Origin of the sequence: Synechococcus sp. WH 7805, assembly GCF_000153285.1 — a bacterium.
GTDB lineage: Bacteria > Cyanobacteriota > Cyanobacteriia > PCC-6307 > Cyanobiaceae > Synechococcus_C.
The window spans coordinates 2,248,415-2,269,671 of sequence record NZ_CH724168.1; the positions used below are offsets into that span (position 1 = coordinate 2,248,415).

General features: G+C 58.8%; 18 protein-coding genes and 1 pseudogene. 16 read left to right on the top strand and 3 right to left on the bottom strand.

Annotation, left to right across the window (positions count from 1 at the left end):
* Window positions 1-49: 49 nt before the first annotated feature.
* Window positions 50-1,107 (top strand): annotated as a pseudogene (locus WH7805_RS11360) (trypsin-like peptidase domain-containing protein).
* Between the two features lie 36 nt (window positions 1,108-1,143).
* Window positions 1,144-1,860, top strand: coding sequence for a ribose-5-phosphate isomerase RpiA (gene rpiA, locus WH7805_RS11365; protein ID WP_006043252.1), 717 nt, complete (start codon window positions 1,144-1,146; stop codon window positions 1,858-1,860).
* 2 nt (window positions 1,861-1,862) lie between these two features.
* Here rpiA and hisD read toward each other — a convergent pair whose 3' ends face one another.
* Window positions 1,863-3,131 carry a histidinol dehydrogenase gene (gene hisD / locus WH7805_RS11370; RefSeq protein WP_232199049.1) on the bottom strand — a complete coding sequence of 423 codons (1,269 nt, stop codon included), beginning with the start codon at window positions 3,129-3,131 and terminating at the stop codon, window positions 1,863-1,865.
* Between the two features lie 163 nt (window positions 3,132-3,294).
* Between hisD and rpsT the strand changes: the two genes are divergently transcribed.
* Together rpsT and WH7805_RS11380 are read left to right on the top strand one after the other, a co-directional pair.
* Window positions 3,295-3,603, top strand: coding sequence for a 30S ribosomal protein S20 (rpsT, locus tag WH7805_RS11375; protein WP_006043254.1), 309 nt, complete (start codon window positions 3,295-3,297; stop codon window positions 3,601-3,603).
* A gap of 59 nt (window positions 3,604-3,662) precedes the next feature.
* Window positions 3,663-4,448, top strand: coding sequence for a TatD family hydrolase (locus WH7805_RS11380; protein ID WP_038005448.1), 786 nt, complete (start codon window positions 3,663-3,665; stop codon window positions 4,446-4,448).
* A gap of 62 nt (window positions 4,449-4,510) precedes the next feature.
* Here WH7805_RS11380 and WH7805_RS14505 read toward each other — a convergent pair whose 3' ends face one another.
* A complete protein-coding gene (locus WH7805_RS14505; RefSeq protein ID WP_156783692.1) occupies window positions 4,511-4,675 on the bottom strand; it encodes a hypothetical protein in 165 nt (54 codons plus the stop codon).
* 45 nt (window positions 4,676-4,720) lie between these two features.
* Here WH7805_RS14505 and rpoB point away from each other — a divergent pair, with 45 nt between their 5' ends.
* The 12 genes from rpoB (at window position 4,721) to WH7805_RS11435 (ending at window position 20,478) form a co-directional block, all read left to right on the top strand.
* A complete protein-coding gene (gene rpoB / locus WH7805_RS11385; RefSeq protein ID WP_006043256.1) occupies window positions 4,721-8,014 on the top strand; it encodes a DNA-directed RNA polymerase subunit beta in 3,294 nt (1,097 codons plus the stop codon).
* 48 nt (window positions 8,015-8,062) lie between these two features.
* Window positions 8,063-9,967 carry a DNA-directed RNA polymerase subunit gamma gene (locus WH7805_RS11390; RefSeq protein ID WP_006043257.1) on the top strand — a complete coding sequence of 635 codons (1,905 nt, stop codon included), beginning with the start codon at window positions 8,063-8,065 and terminating at the stop codon, window positions 9,965-9,967.
* Window positions 9,968-10,018: 51 nt separating this feature from the next.
* On the top strand, window positions 10,019-14,122 hold the full coding sequence (locus WH7805_RS11395; protein ID WP_006043258.1) for a DNA-directed RNA polymerase subunit beta': 4,104 nt from the start codon (window positions 10,019-10,021) through the stop codon (window positions 14,120-14,122).
* Window positions 14,123-14,190: 68 nt separating this feature from the next.
* On the top strand, window positions 14,191-14,343 hold the full coding sequence (locus WH7805_RS11400) for a high light inducible protein (RefSeq protein ID WP_006043259.1): 153 nt from the start codon (window positions 14,191-14,193) through the stop codon (window positions 14,341-14,343).
* On the top strand, window positions 14,340-15,395 hold the full coding sequence (gene rlmN / locus WH7805_RS11405; protein ID WP_006043260.1) for a 23S rRNA (adenine(2503)-C(2))-methyltransferase RlmN: 1,056 nt from the start codon (window positions 14,340-14,342) through the stop codon (window positions 15,393-15,395). The genes WH7805_RS11400 and rlmN overlap by 4 nt, the downstream gene beginning before the upstream one ends.
* Before the next feature lie 31 nt (window positions 15,396-15,426).
* Window positions 15,427-17,190 (top strand): sodium:solute symporter family protein, encoded by a 1,764-nt coding sequence (locus WH7805_RS11410; RefSeq protein ID WP_006043261.1) that lies wholly within the window; start codon window positions 15,427-15,429, stop codon window positions 17,188-17,190.
* Between the two features lie 2 nt (window positions 17,191-17,192).
* Window positions 17,193-17,366 (top strand): hypothetical protein, encoded by a 174-nt coding sequence (locus tag WH7805_RS14510; RefSeq protein WP_006043262.1) that lies wholly within the window; start codon window positions 17,193-17,195, stop codon window positions 17,364-17,366.
* Between the two features lie 15 nt (window positions 17,367-17,381).
* A complete protein-coding gene (locus WH7805_RS11415) occupies window positions 17,382-18,191 on the top strand; it encodes a HEAT repeat domain-containing protein (protein WP_006043263.1) in 810 nt (269 codons plus the stop codon).
* A 70-nt stretch (window positions 18,192-18,261) separates the two neighbouring features.
* On the top strand, window positions 18,262-18,465 hold the full coding sequence (locus tag WH7805_RS11420) for a DUF2997 domain-containing protein (RefSeq protein ID WP_006043264.1): 204 nt from the start codon (window positions 18,262-18,264) through the stop codon (window positions 18,463-18,465).
* Complete coding sequence (locus WH7805_RS11425) at window positions 18,465-18,857, top strand: DUF1257 domain-containing protein (protein ID WP_006043265.1); 393 nt, start codon at window positions 18,465-18,467, stop codon at window positions 18,855-18,857. Before WH7805_RS11420 ends, WH7805_RS11425 begins: the two co-directional genes overlap by 1 nt.
* Window positions 18,850-19,272, top strand: a complete 423-nt coding sequence (locus tag WH7805_RS11430) for a ferredoxin (protein WP_006043266.1) — start codon at window positions 18,850-18,852, stop codon at window positions 19,270-19,272. Before WH7805_RS11425 ends, WH7805_RS11430 begins: the two co-directional genes overlap by 8 nt.
* Window positions 19,273-19,320: 48 nt before the next feature.
* Window positions 19,321-20,478, top strand: coding sequence for an aldo/keto reductase (locus WH7805_RS11435; protein ID WP_232199050.1), 1,158 nt, complete (start codon window positions 19,321-19,323; stop codon window positions 20,476-20,478).
* On the opposite strand, the gene rsmG is transcribed toward WH7805_RS11435, so the two are convergent.
* Window positions 20,454-21,218, bottom strand: a complete 765-nt coding sequence (rsmG, locus tag WH7805_RS11440) for a 16S rRNA (guanine(527)-N(7))-methyltransferase RsmG (protein ID WP_006043268.1) — start codon at window positions 21,216-21,218, stop codon at window positions 20,454-20,456. The two genes, WH7805_RS11435 and rsmG, sit on opposite strands and share 25 nt — an antisense overlap.
* Between the last annotated feature and the right edge of the window lie 39 nt (window positions 21,219-21,257).

Sequence of the window (21,257 nt, forward strand, 5' to 3'; positions counted from 1 at the left end):
GAAGGTTCAAGCAGTTCTCGCCGCCATGTTTTTGAGCCTGTTGCAGCCGATGCAGGTGATGGCAGCTTCAGCTGCGTTGCCGGGTAGCCATAGCTTTGTCGCTGATGCGGTCCGTGATGTGGCCCCGGCCGTCGTTCGGATCGACACCGAGCGTGTGGTGGAACGTCAGCCTTTTGACCCCAACCTAATCGACCCACTGCTGCGTGATCTTCTCGGTGAGCCTGGCTTCGGTTACGGCCCAGAGCGCCAACGCGGTCAGGGGTCAGGGGTGGTGATCGACCGTCAGGGGCTCGTTCTCACCAACGCCCATGTTGTCGAGCAGGTGGAGGACGTGAACGTGACCCTGGCCAATGGCGATCAACGCGATGGTGAGGTGATCGGTCGTGATCCGGTCACCGACCTTGCTCTGGTTCGATTGCGTGGCACCTCTCTTCCGCCTTCTGCTCAGCTGGGCGATTCTGAGGCTCTCGAGGTTGGTGACTGGGCCATCGCCCTCGGCACCCTTACGGCCTGGAACGGACAGTCACGCTTGGGATCGTGAGCAGCTTGCACCGCAATATCAGCAGCCTTGGGTTTTCCGACAAGCGTCTTGATCTGATCCAGACCGATGCTGCGATCAACCCAGGAAACTCTGGTGGTCCTCTGGTGAATGCGGAAGGCCGCGTGATCGGGATCAATACGTTGGTTCGCTCTGGACCTGGGGCTGGACTTGGGTTCGCGATTCCCATCAATCTTGCCCGTCGTGTAGCCGAGCAGCTTCAGGCTTCCGGTGAAGTTGTGCATCCTTATCTCGGCGTTCAGCTGATTGCGCTCACCGCTCGCATCGCTCGGGAGCACAACGAGGATCCCAATGCCTTGGTTGAGCTCCCGGAACGAGCGGGAGCCCTAGTGCAGTCCGTCCTCCCGAACAGTCCGGCCCAGAGGGCGGGACTTCGTAGAGGAGACCTTGTGATCCAGGCCGGCGATGTCCCCATCGCCGATCCCCAGGATTTGTTGCAGCAGGTGGATGATGCTGAGATCAACAAGCCCCTCGCCCTATCCATCATTCGCGGGGAACAGGATCTGCAACTTTCAGTCAAACCGGAGCCCTTGCCGGGAATGAGCTGAAACTCTTGCTACGGTCGCGCCGATTACTAGCGGACCATGTCGGAACTTCAGAATCAGATGAAGCAGGCCGTCGCTGATGCTGCAGTGGAGCAATTCCAAGACGGCATGGTGGTTGGGCTTGGGTCCGGCTCAACAGCGGCCCTCATGATCAAGGGATTGGGTGAACGCCTTGCTGCAGGTCAACTGAACGACATCGTGGGAGTCACAACGTCTTTCCAGGGTGAAGTTCTTGCAGCTGAACTAGGGATTCCTCTCCGCAGCCTCAATGCGGTGGACCGAATCGATCTGGCGATCGACGGTGCTGATGAGGTCGACCCTTCGTTCCAACTCATTAAGGGTGGTGGTGCTTGCCATGTGCAGGAGAAACTTGTCGCTGCTCGAGCTGACCGTTTCATCGTGGTGGTCGATTCCACCAAGCTCGTGGAGCGTTTGAATCTTGGGTTTTTGCTTCCCGTCGAGGTCCTGCCCGGTGCCTGGGTGCAGATTCGCCAGCAACTGAATGCCATGGGTGGCGAAGCCGAACTGCGCATGGCCACCCGCAAGGCCGGTCCTGTGGTGACCGATCAGGGCAACCTGGTTCTGGATGTGCGATTTGAGGGTGGCATCGCTGATCCCGTCTCTCTTGAAAAGGACATCAACAACATTCCCGGCGTCCTTGAGAACGGTCTGTTCGTCAACCTTGCTGACGAGGTCCTCGTTGGACAGGTTGATGATGGTGTTGCCAGCGCACGCAGCCTTGAGAGGGCCCGCTGATTTCAGCTAAGACGAATCTTCACCGAATTGGCATGGCTGTGAAGTCCTTCACTGCCGGCCAATTCCATAACAGCACCACCGGTGGCTTCGAGGGCTTCACGGCTGAATTCAATCAGTGAGGTGTGACGCATAAAGGTTTCCACGCTGAGAGCACCGCTGTAACGCGCTGCGCCACAGGTGGGCAGCGTGTGATTCGGCCCAGCGAGGTAGTCCCCCACAGCCTCCGGACTCCAGGAACCGATGAAAATCGCACCAGCCTGTTGGATTCGGTCCGCCAGCATGCGAGGCCGTTCGACTAAGAGCTCGAGGTGCTCGGGGGCAAACCGGTCACTCAGCGACGCGCAGGTTTCGAGGTTGTCGCAGACCACGACGAGTCCCCACTGCTGCAAGGATTGCCGGCAAATGGCTTCCCGTGGGTGCTTTTGAAGTTGTTGCTCCAATTCAGCAGGAAGCGCCTCAGCCAGGGCGCTCGCGGTGGTGAGCAGGATCGCAGCCGCCAACGGATCATGTTCTGCCTGGGCCAAGAGATCAGCTGCAACCTGTTTCACGTCTGCCGACGCATCGGCAATCACCAGCACTTCGCTGGGGCCAGCGAGTGAGTCAATTCCCACCTGCCCGTAGACGAACTTCTTCGCCAGAGTCACGTAAAGATTGCCAGGCCCGCTGATCACGTCGACCTTCGGGATGGTTTCGGTGCCGAACGCCAGGGCCGCTATCGCCTGAGCCCCTCCGATTCGATACACCTCGCGGATACCCGCTAGGTGGGCGGCTGCCAGAACGGTGCGGTTCACCGTTCCGTCGGTGCCACCGGGGGTGACCATCACAAGCCTCTCCACCCCTGCCGCGCGTGCCGGTACAGCGTTCATGAGCACTGTGCTTGGGTATGAGGCACGCCCTCCTGGGACATAAAGGCCCGCGGCTTGAACAGGACGCCAGCGTCTCCCAAGACGCTCACCATGCACTCCTTTGACATCGAGGTCCAGAGGTTTCTGCCGCTGGTGGAAATCCTGGATCCGTCGATGGGCGAGTTCCAGAGCGTCCCTGAGATTGGCAGGCGTTTCGTCCCAGGCGCTCTGCAGCTCTGAGCCAGGGACTTGGAGTGGATCAGGGGCAAATCCATCGAACTGCTGTGTAAGCGCCATTAGGGCCTGATCGCCATCCATGCGCACCTGGTCAAGGATGGATTCGACGCTTTTTGCAGCTTCTCGCTGGGATTGGCCGGCTGTACGGGTCGCGATGCGATCGAGTTGCAGCTCCACATCGCCCGTCATGTCAATGCGATTGATCACAGAGGCATCAATGCTTTGAGGAGGGGGCGCTGTGGCGGCCACCGGCTGGTCATTCATTGGGCCACGTTAGTTCCAAAGCGGAACGACGGATGAGAAAGGATGCGCTGCGTTATGGTTATGGATTGTCGATCAGATCAAAGGCTCTGTGGCCAATAACAAGTCCTCAAAGAAGCGCGTCGAGATCGCTGAGCGCAGCCGCCTTCAGAACAAGGCCTACAAGTCGTCGATGCGCACGCTGATGAAGCGCTGCTTCAGCGCTTGTGAGACCTACAGCGCCACTCCCGGGGATGAGGCGAAGTCCACGGTTCAATCCAGTATGAGTGCAGCGTTCAGCAAGATTGACAAGGCCGTGAAGCGCGGTGTTCTCCATCGCAATGCAGGGGCCCATCAGAAAGCCCGTTTAAGCATGGCGGTGAAGAAGGCGATTGACCCGGCTCCAGCAAGCGCTGGTTGACTTCCAGAAAGATTCAGACTTTCGGCAGAATGGGTTCTGAAGGCGCGTTTCAGGACCCGATGCCCACACCCACCCTGATCGACAGTCACTGTCACATTGTCTTCAGGAATTTCGATGAGGATCTCGACGCAGTTGCGGAACGATGGCGTAACGCAGGCGTTGCGTCACTGTTGCATGCATGCGTTGAGCCCGCTGAGATTCCGGCAATCCGTGCATTGGCGGACCGGTTCCCTGAGTTGCGTTACTCCGTGGGAGTTCATCCGCTTGATACTGAGCATTGGGCTGATGACACCCAGGCTGTGCTGCGCGAAGCCGCCTGCGCTGATGATCGGGTGGTGGCCATCGGTGAACTAGGTCTCGATCTGTTTCGAGACAAGAATCTGTCTGAACAACTCGCCATTCTCCGACCTCAGCTGGATTTGGCGGTAGAGCTCAACCTGCCTGTGATCGTGCATTGCCGCGATGCAGCTGAGCCCATGCTTGAAGAACTGCGCGCCCGTCGGGCCCAGGGATGTTGCCCCGCTGGGGTGATGCACTGCTGGGGTGGAACTCCAGAGGAAATGCATCAGTTCCTGGAGCTCGGCTTCTTCATCAGCTTCAGCGGCACGGTTACCTTCCCGAAGGCTGTCCCCACCCACGATTGCGCCAGGCAAGTGCCCCGGGACCGCTTCCTCGTTGAAACGGACTGTCCTTTCCTGGCCCCGGTCCCTCGTCGGGGTAAGCGCAACGAGCCAGCTTTTGTTGCGGCGGTAGCGACTCGTGTCGCTGAGCTGAGGGAGCAATCGGTCGAACAAGTCGCCATGGACAGCACAGCCAACGCACGAGCCCTGTTCAAGCTGCCCTGACCATCAAGACACTCTATTCGCGCCAAAGTGTAAGATGTTTTATTGGCCTGGTCAGATGCAGTTCACTGTTCTCTGGCTCCCGAAGCGTCCATTACCGATCGGTGCATTGACGACGTCAGCTGTTCTGACCCGAGTGTTCTGAAGCCAGTGTCGCGGTCGTTGTTCCCCGTCAGGGTGCCACTGCCGCTGTTTTGGTTGAAAGCAACAGTGCGGTCCGTACAGCTCATCCTTCCAGGCCCTTACGTCCACCTTCTGATACTGCAGGTCTCCGCATGAGCAGCAGAGCGATTCAGGTCGCCAAGACCGCCACCTATCTCCCCGATCTGGTGGAGGTACAGCGGGCCAGTTTCAAGTGGTTCCTGGAGAAGGGCCTGATCGAAGAGCTGGAGAGTTTTTCTCCGATCACCGATTACACGGGAAAGCTAGAGCTTCATTTTGTAGGTAGTGAATACCGGCTGAAGCGTCCTCGTCACGACGTTGAGGAGGCCAAGCGACGCGATGCCACTTTCGCCTCGCAGATGTATGTAACTTGCCGGCTGGTTAACAAGGAGACCGGTGAGATCAAGGAGCAGGAGGTCTTCATCGGCGAGCTCCCGCTGATGACCGAGCGCGGCACGTTCATCATCAATGGCGCAGAGCGCGTGATCGTGAATCAGATCGTGCGCAGCCCCGGTGTCTATTTCAAAGATGAGCAGGATAAAAACGGACGCCGCACCTACAACGCGAGCGTGATTCCGAACCGTGGCGCCTGGCTGAAATTTGAAACGGACAAGAACGATCTGCTGCACGTTCGTGTTGATAAGACTCGGAAGATCAATGCCCATGTGCTCATGCGTGCCATGGGTTTGTCCGACAACGATGTGATCGATAAGCTCCGTCATCCGGAGTACTACAAAAAGTCGATTGAAGCGGCCAACGACGAAGGCATCAGTTCTGAAGATCAAGCTCTGTTGGAGCTTTACAAGAAGCTGCGTCCGGGCGAACCCCCTTCAGTGAGTGGTGGCCAGCAACTGCTTCAGACCCGTTTCTTCGATCCCAAGCGCTACGACCTCGGCCGGGTCGGTCGCTACAAAATCAACAAGAAGCTTCGCCTCACGATTCCGGACTCGGTTCGCACCCTCACCCATGAGGACGTGCTGTCCACGCTCGACTATCTGATCAACCTTGAGCTCGATGTGGGTGGCGCCAGCCTTGATGACATTGATCATCTCGGCAATCGTCGCGTGCGTTCTGTCGGTGAGCTTCTGCAGAATCAGGTGCGTGTTGGTTTGAATCGGCTCGAGCGGATCATCAAGGAACGGATGACCGTTGGTGAAACCGACTCACTCACACCAGCACAGCTGGTGAATCCCAAGCCACTTGTTGCGGCCATCAAGGAATTCTTCGGCTCAAGCCAGCTGAGCCAGTTCATGGATCAGACAAATCCATTGGCCGAGCTCACGCACAAACGCCGCATCTCCGCCCTCGGTCCAGGAGGCCTCACAAGGGAAAGAGCCGGTTTTGCAGTGCGTGATATCCATCCTTCCCACTACGGCCGCCTCTGCCCGATCGAAACTCCTGAAGGCCCCAATGCCGGCCTGATTAATTCCTTGGCGACCCATGCCCGGGTGAATGAATACGGCTTCATTGAGACCCCATTCTGGAAAGTGGAGAACGGACATGTTCTGAAGCAGGGGAATCCTATTTATCTGTCTGCCGACCTCGAAGATGAGTGTCGTGTGGCCCCAGGCGATGTCGCAACTGACAGTGAAGGCGCGATCCTTGCCGATCTCATCCCCGTGCGTTATCGCCAGGATTTCGAGAAAGTTCCCCCTGAGCAGGTGGATTACGTGCAGCTTTCACCTGTTCAGGTGATCTCTGTCGCGACTTCGCTGATTCCCTTCCTGGAGCACGACGACGCCAACCGTGCCTTGATGGGATCCAACATGCAGCGTCAGGCGGTTCCTCTCCTGCGCCCCGAACGCCCCTTAGTGGGTACGGGTCTGGAAACTCAGGTAGCTCGGGACTCCGGCATGGTTCCGATCTCCCGGGTCAATGGCACTGTGACCTTTGTGGATGCTACCGCGATCGTCGTCCGAGACGAAGACGGTGTTGATCACTCCCATTATCTCCAGAAGTACCAGCGCTCCAACCAGGACACTTGTCTCAACCAGCGTCCAATCGTTCACCAGGGTGACCCGGTGATCGTGGGGCAAGTACTCGCGGATGGCTCGGCTTGCGAAGGCGGCGAAATCGCACTTGGTCAGAATGTTCTGATCGCCTACATGCCATGGGAGGGGTACAACTACGAGGACGCGATCCTTGTCAGCGAGCGTCTGGTCAATGACGACCTGTACACCTCAGTGCATATCGAGAAGTACGAGATTGAAGCCCGTCAGACCAAGCTTGGTCCCGAAGAGATCACCAGGGAACTTCCCAATGTTGCTGAAGAAAGCCTTGGCAACCTTGATGAGATGGGAATCATCCGCATCGGAGCCTTCGTAGAGAGCGGCGACATTTTGGTCGGCAAAGTCACTCCCAAAGGTGAGTCCGACCAGCCTCCTGAAGAGAAGCTTCTCAGAGCCATCTTTGGTGAGAAAGCCCGAGACGTTCGCGACAACTCCCTGCGTGTTCCCAGCACTGAGCGTGGACGGGTCGTGGACGTTCGCATCTACACCCGAGAGCAGGGTGATGAGCTGCCCCCCGGCGCCAACATGGTGGTGAGGGTGTATGTGGCGCAGCGTCGCAAGATCCAGGTGGGCGACAAGATGGCCGGTCGCCATGGCAACAAGGGAATCATCAGCCGGATTCTTCCTCGGGAGGACATGCCTTATCTCCCGGACGGGACCCCGGTCGACATCGTTCTGAACCCTCTCGGTGTGCCAAGCCGTATGAATGTCGGTCAGGTGTTCGAGCTGCTGATGGGCTGGGCTGCAGCGAATCTGGACTGCCGCGTCAAAGTTGTTCCATTCGATGAAATGTACGGGGCTGAAAAGTCTCAACAAACGGTGGAAACATTCCTGAAGGAGGCCGCCAAGCAGCCGGGCAAAGAATGGATTTACAACCCGGATGATCCCGGCAAGCTTCAATTGATCGATGGCCGCAGCGGCGAGCCGTTCGATCAACCTGTGGCTGTGGGGTACTCCCACTTCCTCAAGCTTGTCCACCTGGTGGATGACAAGATCCATGCCCGTTCCACCGGTCCATACTCCCTGGTGACCCAGCAACCCCTGGGTGGTAAGGCCCAGCAAGGCGGCCAGCGTTTGGGTGAGATGGAAGTCTGGGCTCTAGAGGCCTATGGCGCCGCTTACACCTTGCAAGAACTGCTCACGGTCAAGTCCGACGATATGCAGGGACGAAACGAGGCCCTGAACGCCATCGTCAAGGGCAAGCCGATCCCCAGGCCCGGTACACCGGAATCCTTCAAGGTGTTGATGCGCGAACTCCAGTCTCTGGGTCTGGATATCGCCGTGTTCACTGATGAAGGAAAGGAGGTGGATCTCATGCAGGACGTGAATCCCCGTCGCAGCACACCCAGCCGTCCTACGTATGAATCCCTCGGCGTCGCGGATTACGACGAAGACTGACGGATTGACGAACGATCTGACACAACGCTCCTTCTCCCTTAATCGTCAATGACCAACAGCAATCTCCGAACCGAAAACCACTTCGACTACGTCAAGATCACTTTGGCCTCTCCTGACCGGGTCATGGAGTGGGGGCAACGCACCTTGCCCAACGGGCAGGTGGTGGGTGAGGTCACCAAGCCCGAAACCATCAACTACCGCACGCTCAAGCCGGAGATGGACGGCTTGTTCTGCGAAAAAATCTTCGGGCCCTCTAAAGATTGGGAGTGTCACTGCGGCAAATACAAGCGTGTCCGCCACCGCGGCATCGTTTGTGAGCGTTGTGGTGTGGAAGTCACAGAGAGCAGGGTGCGTCGCCACCGCATGGGCTTCATCAAGCTCGCTGCTCCCGTGTCCCACGTTTGGTACCTGAAAGGCATACCCAGCTACGTGGCCATCCTTCTGGACATGCCCCTGCGGGACGTTGAGCAGATTGTTTATTTCAACTGCTATGTGGTGCTGGATCCCGGCGATCACAAGGATCTGAAGTACAAGCAGCTCCTCACTGAAGATGAGTGGCTGGAAATTGAGGATGAGATCTACGCAGAAGACTCAGAGATTGAAAATGAGCCTGTTGTGGGTATCGGCGCCGAGGCTCTCAAGCAGCTTCTCGAAGATCTCACCCTTGATGAGGTAGCCGAGCAGCTGCGCGAGGAGATCGCCGGCAGTAAGGGGCAGAAGCGGGCGAAGTTGATCAAGCGCCTGCGCGTGATTGACAACTTCATCGCGACCAATGCCCGTCCGGAATGGATGGTGCTGGATGTGATTCCGGTGATTCCTCCCGATCTGCGTCCCATGGTGCAGCTCGATGGTGGTCGTTTCGCAACGTCTGATCTGAATGATCTCTACCGCAGGGTCATCAACCGCAACAACCGATTAGCCCGTCTGCAGGAGATCCTGGCCCCTGAAATCATCGTCCGTAATGAGAAACGGATGTTGCAGGAGGCTGTTGATGCACTGATCGACAACGGCCGGCGTGGCCGCACTGTGGTTGGTGCCAACAATCGCCCCCTTAAGTCACTCAGCGACATCATCGAGGGCAAGCAGGGACGATTCCGTCAGAACCTCCTCGGCAAGCGAGTCGACTACTCCGGTCGTTCCGTGATTGTGGTCGGTCCAAAGCTGAAGATGCACCAGTGCGGTCTTCCCAAGGAGATGGCGATCGAGCTCTTCCAGCCGTTCGTGATCCATCGCTTGATTCGCCAGAACATCGTCAACAACATCAAAGCCGCCAAGAAGCTGATTCAGCGCGCCGATGATGAGGTGATGCAGGTGCTGCAGGAAGTGATCGACGGGCACCCGATCATGCTCAACCGTGCGCCCACGCTTCACCGCTTGGGCATTCAGGCTTTCGAGCCCAAGCTTGTGGACGGTCGTGCGATCCAGTTGCATCCTCTGGTTTGTCCGGCCTTTAACGCTGATTTCGATGGAGATCAGATGGCCGTGCACGTGCCCCTGGCCATCGAAGCCCAGACCGAGGCACGCATGTTGATGCTGGCCAGCAACAACATCTTGTCTCCAGCGACTGGTGAGCCGATCATTACGCCATCCCAGGACATGGTTCTTGGCGCCTATTACCTCACAGCCCTTCAGCCCGACATCCAACCGGTTGAATTTGGCGATCGGTCACGCACCTACTCAGATCTTGAGGATGTGATCCACGCCTTTGAAGACAAGCGTCTTGGCCTGCATGACTGGGTCTGGGTGCGCTTCAACGGTGAAGTTGAAGATGACGATGAGCGCGAGGAACCCGTAAGCACTGAAACGCTCTCAGACGGCACTCGATTGGAGCAGTGGACTTACCGAAGGGACCGTTTTGATGACGATGGAGCCCTAATCAGTCGTTACATCCTCACGACTGTGGGCCGCGTCGTGATGAATCACACGATCATCGACGCGGTGGCAGCCACCTGACGCTCACGTTCGATCCGCTCGTCTTTTCATTCCTCCTTTCTCAGCGCTGTCATGACCTCCACTCCTTCTAAGTCCCGTAAGTCATCCTCCAAGGGCTCAAAGGCTGCCAAGGCTGCCGCCGCCGCCGCCGCCGCTCCCAAGACTCGCCCTCTGGCGAAGACTCCACCCCCCTTCCGCAACCGTGTTGTTGATAAGAAAGGCCTCAAGCAACTGGTGGCTTGGGCTTACAAGCACCATGGCACTGCGGCCACGTCTGCTATGGCCGACCAGCTCAAGGACCTTGGGTTCCGCTACGCCACTCAGGCTGCCGTTTCCATTTCGGTGAACGACCTCAAGGTGCCTGAAGCAAAGCAAAACTTGCTTGGTCAGGCCGAGGAGCTGATCACCGCCACGGAGGAGTCCTATCGCCTTGGTGTGATTACAGAGGTGGAGCGCCACACCAAGGTGATCGATACCTGGACGGAGACCAATGAACGCCTTGTGGATGCGGTCAAGAAGAACTTCAACCAGAACGATCCGCTCAACTCGGTGTGGATGATGGCGAACTCTGGCGCCAGGGGAAACATGTCCCAGGTGCGCCAATTGGTGGGCATGCGTGGCCTGATGGCCAATCCCCAAGGGGAGATCATCGACCTGCCGATCCGTACCAATTTCCGGGAAGGACTCACCGTCACGGAATACGTCATTTCCTCCTACGGCGCCCGCAAGGGTCTGGTGGATACGGCTCTGCGCACCGCTGACTCCGGTTACCTCACCCGTCGTCTTGTGGATGTGGCGCAGGATGTGATCGTCCGTGAGGACGATTGCGGGACCAGCCGCTGCATCTTGGTGAAGGCGGAAGACGGCAAATACGGCAATCGACTGGTGGGGCGTCTCACGGCCGATCAGGTAGTGGGTTCTGAAGGGGAAGTGCTGGCTGAGCGCAACACCGAAATCGATCCTCCTCTCTCCAAACGTTTTGAGAAAGCTGGCGTTCAGGCAGTGAGCGTGCGTTCACCGCTCACTTGTGAGGCCAACCGTTCCGTTTGCCGCAAGTGCTACGGATGGGCCCTGGCTCATAACGAGCTGGTGGACCTCGGTGAGGCGGTTGGGATCATTGCTGCTCAGTCGATTGGTGAACCCGGAACCCAGCTCACCATGCGGACGTTCCACACCGGTGGTGTGTCCACCGCCGAGACCGGTGTGGTTCGCTCAAAGCTTGAGGGGACGGTGGAATTCGGCGCCAAGGCGCGCGTGCGTCCTTACCGCACCCCCCATGGCGTTAATGCTCAACAGGCAGAGGTTGATTTCAACCTCACGATCCAGCCATCCGGTAAGGGCAAGCCCCAGAAGATTGAGATCACCAACGGTTCGCTGCTTTTCGTCGACAACGGCCAAAGCATCGACGCCGATGTCACCGTTGCCCAGATCGCTGCTGGCGCGGTGAAGAAAAGTGTGGAGAAGGCCACCAAGGACGTGATCTGCGACCTGGCTGGTCAAGTCAGCTACGACCCCTCCATTCAGCCCCGTGAGGTCACCGACCGTCAGGGGAACATCACCCACAAGGCCCAGAGACTCGGCCGAATGTGGGTGCTGGCCGGTGATGTGTACAACCTGCCTCCGAATGCCCATCCGGTGGTGACCGCCGGGGCGACAGTGACGGAGGGTCAGGTGCTTGCTGAGGCGAGTCAGGCCAGCGAGTACGGCGGCGCCATTCGCCTGCGTGAAGCCCTAGGCGATTCCCGTGAGGTGCAGATCGTCACAACGGCCATGACCCTCAAGGATTTCAAACTTCAGGGTGAGTCCACCCATGCTGGAGAGATCTGGCATCTGGAGGCCAAGGACGGCACCCGTTATCGCCTCAACACCATCCCGGGGAGCAAGATCGGCAGCGGCGAGGTGGTTGCGGAACTCAATGATGATCGGTTCCGTACCCAGACCGGTGGTCTGGTGCGTTTTGCTCCTGGACTCGCCATCAAGAAAGCCCGCTCTGCCAAGAATGGCTACGAGGTGAACAAGGGAGGAACACTGCTGTGGATTCCTCAGGAAACCCATGAGATCAACAAGGACATCTCCTTGCTGATGATCACTGACGGCCAGTGGATCGAGGCCGGCACTGAAGTGGTTAAGGACATTTTCAGTCAGACGGCTGGCATTGTCACTGTCACCCAGAAGAACGACATCCTGCGCGAGATCATCGTTCGCGGAGGCAGTTTCCATCTCTGCACCGAGAAGAAAGCGCTTGAGCGTTTCCAAGGTGATGGCGTGATGGTCAACCCCGGTGAGCCAATCGCCAAGGGGATCAGCACCGAGACGATGGTTTATGTGCAGACGGTGGAAACACCTGAAGGCAGCGGTCTGCTGCTTCGACCCGTTGAGGAGTACACGATTCCCAACGAAGCTCAGCTGCCTGATCTGGGCCACGTCAAACAACCCAATGGACCTCATCTCGGCCTGAAGGCCAGCCAGCGTCTTGCCTTTAAGGACAACGAACTGGTTAAGTCTGTGGAGGGTGTTGAGCTGCTGCGTACGCAGTTGATGCTGGAAACATTCGACACCACGCCTCAGATGACCGTGGATGTGGAAGCGGTCCCCGACAAGCGCGCCAAGACGATCGAACGTCTTCAACTCGTCATTCTGGAGAGCATTCTTGTTCGACGTGACACCATTTCCGACTCCAGCCACGGATCCACTCACACCGAGTTGCAGGTGGAAGATGGCCAGTCGATCAAGGCCGGTGAGGTGATTGCCACCACGCAGATTCTCTGCAAGCAAGAGGGTGTTGCTCAGATGCCTGAGGCCACGGCCGATGAGCCTGTGCGTCGATTGATTGTGGAGCGTCCGGAGGACACGCTCACCATCAGCACCAACTCTCAGCCTGTTGTGACTGTCGGTCAGCGGATCGTGGATGGTGAAGAACTCGCTGCAGGTCAGCCCTCCGACTGCTGCGGTGAAATTGAGAAAGTCGAGAGCCAGAGCGTCACCCTGCGCCTGGGCCGGCCTTACATGGTCTCGCCGGATTCCTTGTTGCACGTTCGCGACGGTGATCTGGTGCAGCGCGGGGATGGACTTGCTCTGCTGGTGTTCGAACGCCAGAAGACGGGTGACATCGTTCAGGGCCTGCCGAGAATTGAGGAACTGCTGGAAGCTCGCCGTCCGCGTGAATCAGCGATTCTCTGCAAGAAGCCAGGCACCGTTGAGATCAAGCAGGGTGAAGATGATGAGAACACCACGGTGACGGTGATCGAGGCGGACGACGCCATCTCCGAGTACCCGATCCTTCTTGGGCGCAACGTGATGGTGAGTGACAGTCAGCAGGTGACTGCTGGAGAACTGCTCACTGACGGACCCATCAACCCGCATGAGCTTCTGGAGTGCTTCTTTGAGGATTTGCGCAGCCGCAAGCCCTTGATGGATGCGGCGCAGGAGGCCATCGCCAAGCTCCAGCACCGTCTGGTGACCGAAGTTCAGAACGTCTACAAGTCCCAGGGCGTCTCCATTGACGACAAACACATCGAAGTGATCGTTCGTCAGATGACCAGCAAGGTTCGCGTTGAGGACGCAGGGGATACGACCCTGCTGCCCGGTGAGCTGATCGAGCTCCGTCAGGTGGAGGACACCAATCAGGCGATGTCAATCACTGGCGGGGCTCCTGCCGAGTTCACTCCTGTTCTGCTGGGGATCACCAAGGCGTCCCTGAACACCGACAGCTTCATCTCCGCGGCATCCTTCCAGGAAACCACCCGTGTGCTGACCGAAGCGGCCATTGAAGGCAAGAGCGATTGGCTGCGTGGACTGAAGGAGAACGTGATCATCGGTCGCCTGATTCCTGCCGGCATCGGGTTCAGCGGTTTTGAAGAAGAACTGAAGGCCGAGGCCGGCCCGCACCCGGACATCCTGGCGGAGGATCCTGCTGGCTACCGCCGCATGCAGAATCTGCGTCCTGACTACACCGTGGACATGCCAGCGGCGCCAGCCGCCGATGCCACGGCCGTTCTTGACGATCCCAGTGATGCTGACCTGGAGGCCACCCGTAGCCGCCACGGCATCGAAGCTGGCAGCAACTTCGCTGCTTTCGCCCGGCCTGATGCCGACAACGAGTTGAAGGAAGAGCAGGTGGTGGATGCTGAGGCGGTGGAGGGTCTGCAGGAAGAGGGGCTGCTCAGCGATGAATGAAGATTGCGCCTTTCACCGCGATCGTCAGTCCAATTTCCCCAAACTGTCCCTCCAGGTCAGCCCTGCTCATGATTGAACCCACCACGATTCCCGTACGCCGCCTTCCCCGGTATGGGTTCCATACCCATACCGAACGGCTGAATGGCCGCATGGCCATGCTCGGGTTCATTGCACTTTTGGCTGTGGAGATCAAGATTGGCCATGGACTGTTGGTCTGGTGATCAGCACTGCCCAGTCCAAAACGCTGCTCGGGCTCGGGTCTTCCGAGCTTGAACGCTGGGCTGTCACTCAGGGACAATCCGCCTTCCGGGGCCGACAGCTGCACGACTGGCTCTATGCCAAGGGAGCCAGAGATCTTCAGGAGATCACGGTGCTTCCGAAATCTTGGAGGGCGTCCCTTCAGGACAGTGGGGTGAGCATCGGACGCTTGAAGGAGCAGGACCGCAAGGTGGCCGCCGATGCCACCACCAAACTCCTTTTGGCAACTGACGACGGTGAAACGCTGGAGACGGTTGGGATTCCCACTGATCAGCGCCTCACCGTCTGTGTGTCAAGCCAGGTGGGATGCCCGATGGCCTGCCGCTTCTGCGCCACCGGGAAAGGGGGACTGCAACGCTCGCTTTACACGCACGAGATCGTTGCACAGGTGCTGAGTGTGCGTGAAGTGATGCAGCGCAGACCATCTCATGTGGTGTTCATGGGCATGGGGGAACCGCTGTTGAACATCGAGGCGGTTCTGGATTCGATTCGCTGTCTCAACGATGATCTCGGAATCGGTCAGCGCCGGATCACGGTGAGCACGGTGGGGGTGCCTCGCACGCTTCCAAAGCTGGCGGAACTGGCCATGGAGCGACTCGGTCGCGCTCAGTTCACCTTGGCCGTGAGCCTGCATGCTCCCAATCAGACACTCAGGGAAGAGCTGATTCCCACGGCGCATGCCTACCCCTACGACGCGCTTCTGGATGATTGCCGGCACTACCTGGCCATCACCGGCAGACGGGTGAGCTTTGAATACATCTTGTTGGGCGGTCTTAATGACCACGCAGCTCATGCTGAGGAACTTGCTGATCGGGTCGGTGGCTTTCAGAGTCACGTGAATCTGATCGCCTACAACCCGATCGAAGAAGAGGAATTTCAGCGTCCTACGCGGGATCGCATCGAAGGATTCCGGCGCGTGCTGGAAGGCCGTGGGGTGGCCGTGAGTTTGCGTGCCAGTCGCGGGCTTGATCAGGATGCCGCCTGCGGACAGCTGAGACGTTCACGCCAGCAGTAAGGGAGACTCAGCGGATCACCCGTCTGTCCCCATGGCACGCATCGATTGGTGGATTCTGATCGCCTATCTGGCCAGCACGCTGGTTCTGGGTCTCTGGTTGGCACGGAGGAACCGCGGCGAAGATGATTATTTCGTGGCCGGTCGCCGGCTCAGTGGTTGGCTTGCCGGCGCTTCCATGGCCGCGACCACCTTTTCCATAGATACCCCCCTCTATGTGGCAGGCATCGTCGGGACGAGGGGACTGGCGGCCAACTGGGAGTGGTGGGGATTCGGACTCGCGCATGTGGCCATGGCGGTGGTGTTTGCTCCCCTTTGGCGCCGCAGCGGTGTACTCACCGATGCAGCCTTCACCGAACTTCGTTATGGAGGTGCTGCGGCCGCTTGGTTGCGGGGAATCAAGGCCTTTTTGCTGGCACTTCCTGTGAACTGCATCGGCATCGGCTACGCATTCCTTGCCATGCGCAAGGTGGTCGGTGCTCTGGGCATCGTTTCCGACCAGCCCATTCCCGCTGTCGGTGGTCTCTCCGACACGCTCCTTCTGTTGATCATCGTGGCGGCGCTGGTGCTGGCCTACACCGTGGCCGGGGGACTCTGGGCTGTGGTGATTACGGATTTCATTCAGTTGATCCTTGCTTTGCTCGGTGCCGCGGCTGTCGCCTGGGCTGCAGTGCACGCAGCAGGTGGGATGGGGCCTCTCCTGGAGCAACTGGATGCTTTAGGCCGGCCTGAATTACTTTCCATCGTTCCCTGGCGCTGGGACGACAGCGGGTTCAACTGGATCGGCGGTGCAGGAATCAGCGTGTCCACCTTCCTGGCCTATCTGACCGTGCAGTGGTGGAGTTTCCGCAGGAGTGACGGCGGTGGTGAGTTCATCCAACGCATGCTGGCCACCCGAAATGAGCAGGAAGCACGCCTCGCCGGCTGGGTGTTTCTGGTGGTGAACTACCTCGTGCGTAGCTGGCTCTGGGTGCTCGTTGCCTTGGCGGCGGTTGTGCTCCTCCCCGATCAGGCGGATTGGGAGCTCAGCTACCCGGCTCTGGCTGTTCAATTTCTGCCGCCTGTGGTGCTCGGCCTCGTTGTGGTGTCCTTGGTGGCAGCTTTCATGAGCACGGTGAGCACTTCGGTGAACTGGGGTGCCAGTTACCTGACGCATGATCTGTATCAACGTTTTCTACGCCCGGATGCCTCCCAGCGGGAGCTCTTGCTGGTGGGTCAGCTGATGAGCGTGATCTTGCTCGTGTTGGGCGTGATCACGGCTTTGATCAGCGACAGCATCGGCACTGTTTTTCGGTTGGTGATCGCCATCGGCACGGGGCCTGGTGTGGTTTTGGTGCTGCGTTGGTTCTGGTGGCGGATCAATGCCGCCGCTGAACTTGCCGCCATGCTCTGCGGCTTCGTGGTGGGTTTGGTGACTTCCGTCGTTCCTCTTCTACAGATTGCTGATTACGGCCAGCGCTTGATGGTCACGACCGGGCTGACGGCTTTGGTCTGGCTGACGGTGATGCTGCTGACACCACCGGAATCCCCTGAAGTGCTTGAACGCTTCGTGCAAACGGTTCGCCCGCCTGGACCCGGCTGGAATCGGTGGCGTCGTCGTTTGGATGTTCAAGCAGTCGAATCGCTATCGACGCTGATGGCCCGTTTTCTGTTCAGTTCCGGCATTCTCTTCGGAGCTCTCCTGGGCTCTGGAGCGTTTCTGCTGCACCAGCAGGTGTGGGGTTGGACGGGACTGGTCGTCGCCGCAGTCAGTCTGGTCATGCTGCGCAGGTTGGGGCGTGTCGCCACCTTGGTCTGAGCGTGGTTCAGTCGCTCTGGCAGTCACAATGGGTCGAATTCTTCGATGTCGTGGCGTTCTTCCGTTCCACCTTGCTGCCCATCCTGATCGTGGCGCTCTTCGCTCTGGCCCTGGTGGCCGTCAGTGCACGCATCTGGCTTCCCGGGGACATGCTGGCTCCCGCACCGATCAGCTGAGATTACGATCAGCACATGGGTGACGCATTCAACTCCAAGAGGAATGATGCGATGGCTGATCTGGCCATTGATCCTGATGTGCTGGCCAGTGAGCTGGCCGCTGAGCTTCAGGGGGATCCCCTCGATGAGATCGCTCCGGATGACCCGGAGCATGATGCGCTTCAGGCGGCCAGAGCCTGTGATGAGGGACTGGCATGGCTGAATCAGGGGCATGACCAGTCCCTGCAGGGTTTGCGTGTGTTCTGTGAGCACCGGGATCCCCGTGCTGTTCCCCTGCTGCTGCCGCTTCTTGAAAATTCCTGCCCCGTGGTGCGGATGAGTGCGGTGTATGCCCTTGGGCGCAATCCCTCAACCCAGGCTGTTCAGCCCCTGCTTGGGCTTCTTCAACTGGACAGCAATGCGTACGTCCGAAAGGCCACAGCTTGGAGTCTCGGTAACTACTCGGATGCTCCTGTCCTCAATCCCTTGATTCGCGCTCTGCAAACCGATGTGGCATCGGTTCGTCTTTGGGCCTCTGTATCCCTTGCCGAGGCTGGCGCTACCTCTGAAGCGAAGGCCGATTTGGCGGCGGGGCAGTTGCTTGTCAGCCTCCAGATCGACAGTGAGCCCGTTGTGCGCAGCAACTGCATCTGGGCCCTGGCCCGCTTGCATGAACATCTGGTGAAATCTCGCCAGGATCAGGTGGTTGAGGCGTTTGTCAGTGCACTGCTCAAGGATCGTGAGGCGACCGTGCGCGATGAAGCCCGCACTGCTCTTGAGCAGCTTGATGATCCTGAGCTTGTGGACCGGTTGAAGACCCTTCTTGATGAGGGACTGCTGCTCTGAACGGATCGGTTACAGGGCTCTCCAGCTGAGGTCTCTCGCCTCTAGCATCTGTCCAACTTTGTGGTGGTGCATGCCTCAGCGCACAGTGCGATTCAAGATCCGTCCCGACGGTCGCGTCGAGGAAACGGTTGAAGGAATCGCCGGTGACGGCTGTCTGCAGCTCACGGATCGCCTCGAAGCGGCCCTTGGAACCGTTGAACGGCGCCAGTCCACATCCGAGGCCTTTACCACCGCCCAAGACCTCCACCAGACCCAGTTCGTCGAGCCCTCCTGATGTCTCACTTCAGCACCGTCAAGACTGAACTCCGCCAGCTCGAGCCTCTCCGTGGCGCACTCGAAGACCTTGGTTATGCCCCTGATGCAGGGAAGCAAACCGTGCGTGGTTACCGCGGCCAGACCGTGGACGCGGAGTTGTCAGTTGCCATCGAGGGTGGTGCTGATTTCGGGTTCCGCTGGAATTCAACAAGCTGTGCCTACGAATTTGTGACCGATCTCGATCTCTGGCGCCAACCGGTCCCTGTGGAGCGTTTTTTGTCACAGCTCACCCAACGCTACGCACTGCGCGCCGTTCTCGAAGCCAGTCGCCAGGAGGGCTTTGATCTGGCTCAACAGACCACTGTTCAGGACGGCTCGATTGAATTGGTGGTGACCCGTTGGGATGCCTGATGAAGGTTTTCTCGGAGTGAACAATCCGGCTGCAGCGGCTTATTCCGCGTCCTCTCTGGAAGGTCCCGATGTTTCGGGATTCGAACCCGTTCTTGGCGGGGATCTGCGTGAACGAGCTGTTTGGGTAGATGAAGCGGTGTGTATCGGCTGTCGTTACTGCGCCCACGTCGCCACCAATACTTTCGCGATCGAACCCAACCTCGGACGTTCACGGGCGATTCGCCAGGATGGTGACAGCAGTGAGCGGATTCAGGAAGCGATCGAAACCTGTCCTGTGGACTGTATCCACTGGGTCCAGTTCGAGGAATTACCTGCCCTGAGACTTCAGCTTGAGGCTCAGGAGCTGCTCCCCCTCGGATTACCTTCACCGGCAAGGCCGCGGCGCCAGATTCCCCGCGGCACTCAAACGGACTGACGCTTGACTGGTCTTCCGACCCGACGTTTTGGACGCACCGAGCTCTCGATGCCGGTTCTTTCCCTAGGAGGAATGCGCTTTCAGCAGAGCTGGAGCGACCTAGAGGCCCAGGCGATCACGGTGCGGTCTCAGCAGTTGCTGCAGGGCACCCTCGAACGTGCTGTCGACCTTGGCTTTCATCACATCGAAACGGCACGGCATTACGGAAGCTCAGAGCGGCAGCTGGGCTGGGCCATGCCTGATTGTCCTGATCCAAGCCGCATTCTGCAAACCAAAGTTCCTCCCCAACAGGACCCTGCCCTGTTTGAAGCTGAGTTGGAGCTCAGCATGCAGCGGTTGGGTGTGCAGCGCGTGGACCTGCTCGCCATCCATGGCATCAACCGACGGGACCACCTCGCCCAGACGATCAGGCCAGGAGGCTGCTTAGAGGTGGCGCGGCGTTGGCAGCAATCAGGGCGCATCGGTCATGTCGGCTTTTCCACCCATGGGGACACCGATGTGATTGTTGAAGCGATTGAGACAGACGCCTTCGATTACGTGAACCTGCACTGGTATTTCATCCGGCAGGACAACGAGCCGGCAATTGCCGCTGCGCATCGACACGACATGGGCGTGTTCATCATCAGTCCCACAGACAAGGGTGGGCACCTGCACACGCCTGCGCAAAGGTTGGTCGAACTGACCGCCCCTCTCCACCCCATCGTTTTCAATGATTTGTTCTGTCTGCGAGATCAGCGTGTTCACACTCTCAGTGTGGGTGCGGCATGCCCTCAGGATCTGGACCTCCATCTAGAGGCTGTCAGTTGCCTGGAGGACGCCCTGGCTCTGGTGAGCCCCATTGAGGCCCGCCTTCATCAAGCCGAGAAGGAGGCCCTTGGACCCGACTGGTTGAGCAGTTGGCGGCAGGGTCTTCCTGGTTGGCAAGACACGCCCGGGGAGATCAACTTGCCCGTTCTCCTCTGGCTCCATAATCTTGTTGAATCCTGGGGCCTGGAGAGTTACGCCCGAGCTCGTTATGGCCTTTTGGGCAGGGCGGGACATTGGTTTCCTGGCGCCAATGCTGACGCGCTTGATCGTGATGTGAGTGCGGAGGAGCTTGATGCTGCCTTGCTGGATAGTCCTTGGAGGTCCTCCATCCCAGGGCGTCTGCGCAATCTGCGTGAACGGGTGGGTGGCGAACGTCAAGAGCGGTTGTCGTCAGCCTGAGTGCCGAGAGGCTGCTTGCCGGGAATGCCAACGGCACGCGGATACTGGTTCGGAGTGGGCTTCTCAGGCATCAGTCGGATCACGGTGCGGGCGCCGCGTGCCGACGGCAGCTCACACCGTTCTATCGCCACTGTTTTTGCTTTCAACATGGCGAGAGCAGGATCCAAATCCCTCTGGTCCTCCGCCTGCCAACGCCCTCGATAAAGCAAGGCCTGCCCGTCGGCATGCAGGAGTGGAACCAGGTATTCGGCCACCACAGGAGCCGAGGCCACTGCCCGGGCCATCGCCAGATCAAATCGGCCTCTGCAGGTGGGGTCCTGCCCTGTCCGTTCCACCCGTTCCGTGCGGACGCTGACCCGTTCTGCCATTCCGAGTGAACGGGCCATGGCCGCCACCGCTGCAGTTTTGCGGCCAACAGAATCCACCAAGGTCACTTCCGCTCCTGGTAGAGCAATGGCGACCGCAAGGCCAGGGAATCCGCCGCCAGTGCCGACGTCGATGCAACGACGAGGCTTGTTAGCGGTGTCCAGTTCGGCTTTCAGAGGCCAAAGACTGTCCAGCACCTGGGCGATCCAGAAGTCTTCCCCCTCGATGAGCCTGGTGAGGTTCACCCGACTGTTCCAGTCACGCAGTAACTGCTGGAGAGTGATGAGTTGCTCGCGTTGCACCGAGTCAGGCGTCCAGTCCAGCCTGGACCAGAGCTCCGGCCCCTGGGCAGCGAACGGCGTTGACTCAGGCATAGCGGCCTCCCCCTCTCTCCTTTCTAGAGTGTCTTCATG

Excerpts from the sequence above, each read along its gene's own strand:
- rpiA (WP_006043252.1), top strand. The coding sequence starts at position 1,144 with ATGTCGGAACTTCAGAATCAGATGAAGCAGGCCGTCGCTGATGCTGCA.
- hisD (WP_232199049.1), bottom strand. The coding sequence starts at position 3,131 with ATGACGGGCGATGTGGAGCTGCAACTCGATCGCATCGCGACCCGTACA.
- WH7805_RS11380 (WP_038005448.1), top strand. The coding sequence starts at position 3,663 with ATGCCCACACCCACCCTGATCGACAGTCACTGTCACATTGTCTTCAGG.
- WH7805_RS14505 (WP_156783692.1), bottom strand. The coding sequence starts at position 4,675 with ATGAGCTGTACGGACCGCACTGTTGCTTTCAACCAAAACAGCGGCAGT.
- rpoB (WP_006043256.1), top strand. The coding sequence starts at position 4,721 with ATGAGCAGCAGAGCGATTCAGGTCGCCAAGACCGCCACCTATCTCCCC.
- WH7805_RS11390 (WP_006043257.1), top strand. The coding sequence starts at position 8,063 with ATGACCAACAGCAATCTCCGAACCGAAAACCACTTCGACTACGTCAAG.
- WH7805_RS11395 (WP_006043258.1), top strand. The coding sequence starts at position 10,019 with ATGACCTCCACTCCTTCTAAGTCCCGTAAGTCATCCTCCAAGGGCTCA.
- WH7805_RS11400 (WP_006043259.1), top strand. The coding sequence starts at position 14,191 with ATGATTGAACCCACCACGATTCCCGTACGCCGCCTTCCCCGGTATGGG.
- WH7805_RS11410 (WP_006043261.1), top strand. The coding sequence starts at position 15,427 with ATGGCACGCATCGATTGGTGGATTCTGATCGCCTATCTGGCCAGCACG.
- WH7805_RS11415 (WP_006043263.1), top strand. The coding sequence starts at position 17,382 with ATGGGTGACGCATTCAACTCCAAGAGGAATGATGCGATGGCTGATCTG.
- WH7805_RS11420 (WP_006043264.1), top strand. The coding sequence starts at position 18,262 with ATGCCTCAGCGCACAGTGCGATTCAAGATCCGTCCCGACGGTCGCGTC.
- WH7805_RS11425 (WP_006043265.1), top strand. The coding sequence starts at position 18,465 with ATGTCTCACTTCAGCACCGTCAAGACTGAACTCCGCCAGCTCGAGCCT.
- WH7805_RS11430 (WP_006043266.1), top strand. The coding sequence starts at position 18,850 with ATGCCTGATGAAGGTTTTCTCGGAGTGAACAATCCGGCTGCAGCGGCT.
- WH7805_RS11435 (WP_232199050.1), top strand. The coding sequence starts at position 19,321 with ATGCCGGTTCTTTCCCTAGGAGGAATGCGCTTTCAGCAGAGCTGGAGC.
- rsmG (WP_006043268.1), bottom strand. The coding sequence starts at position 21,218 with ATGCCTGAGTCAACGCCGTTCGCTGCCCAGGGGCCGGAGCTCTGGTCC.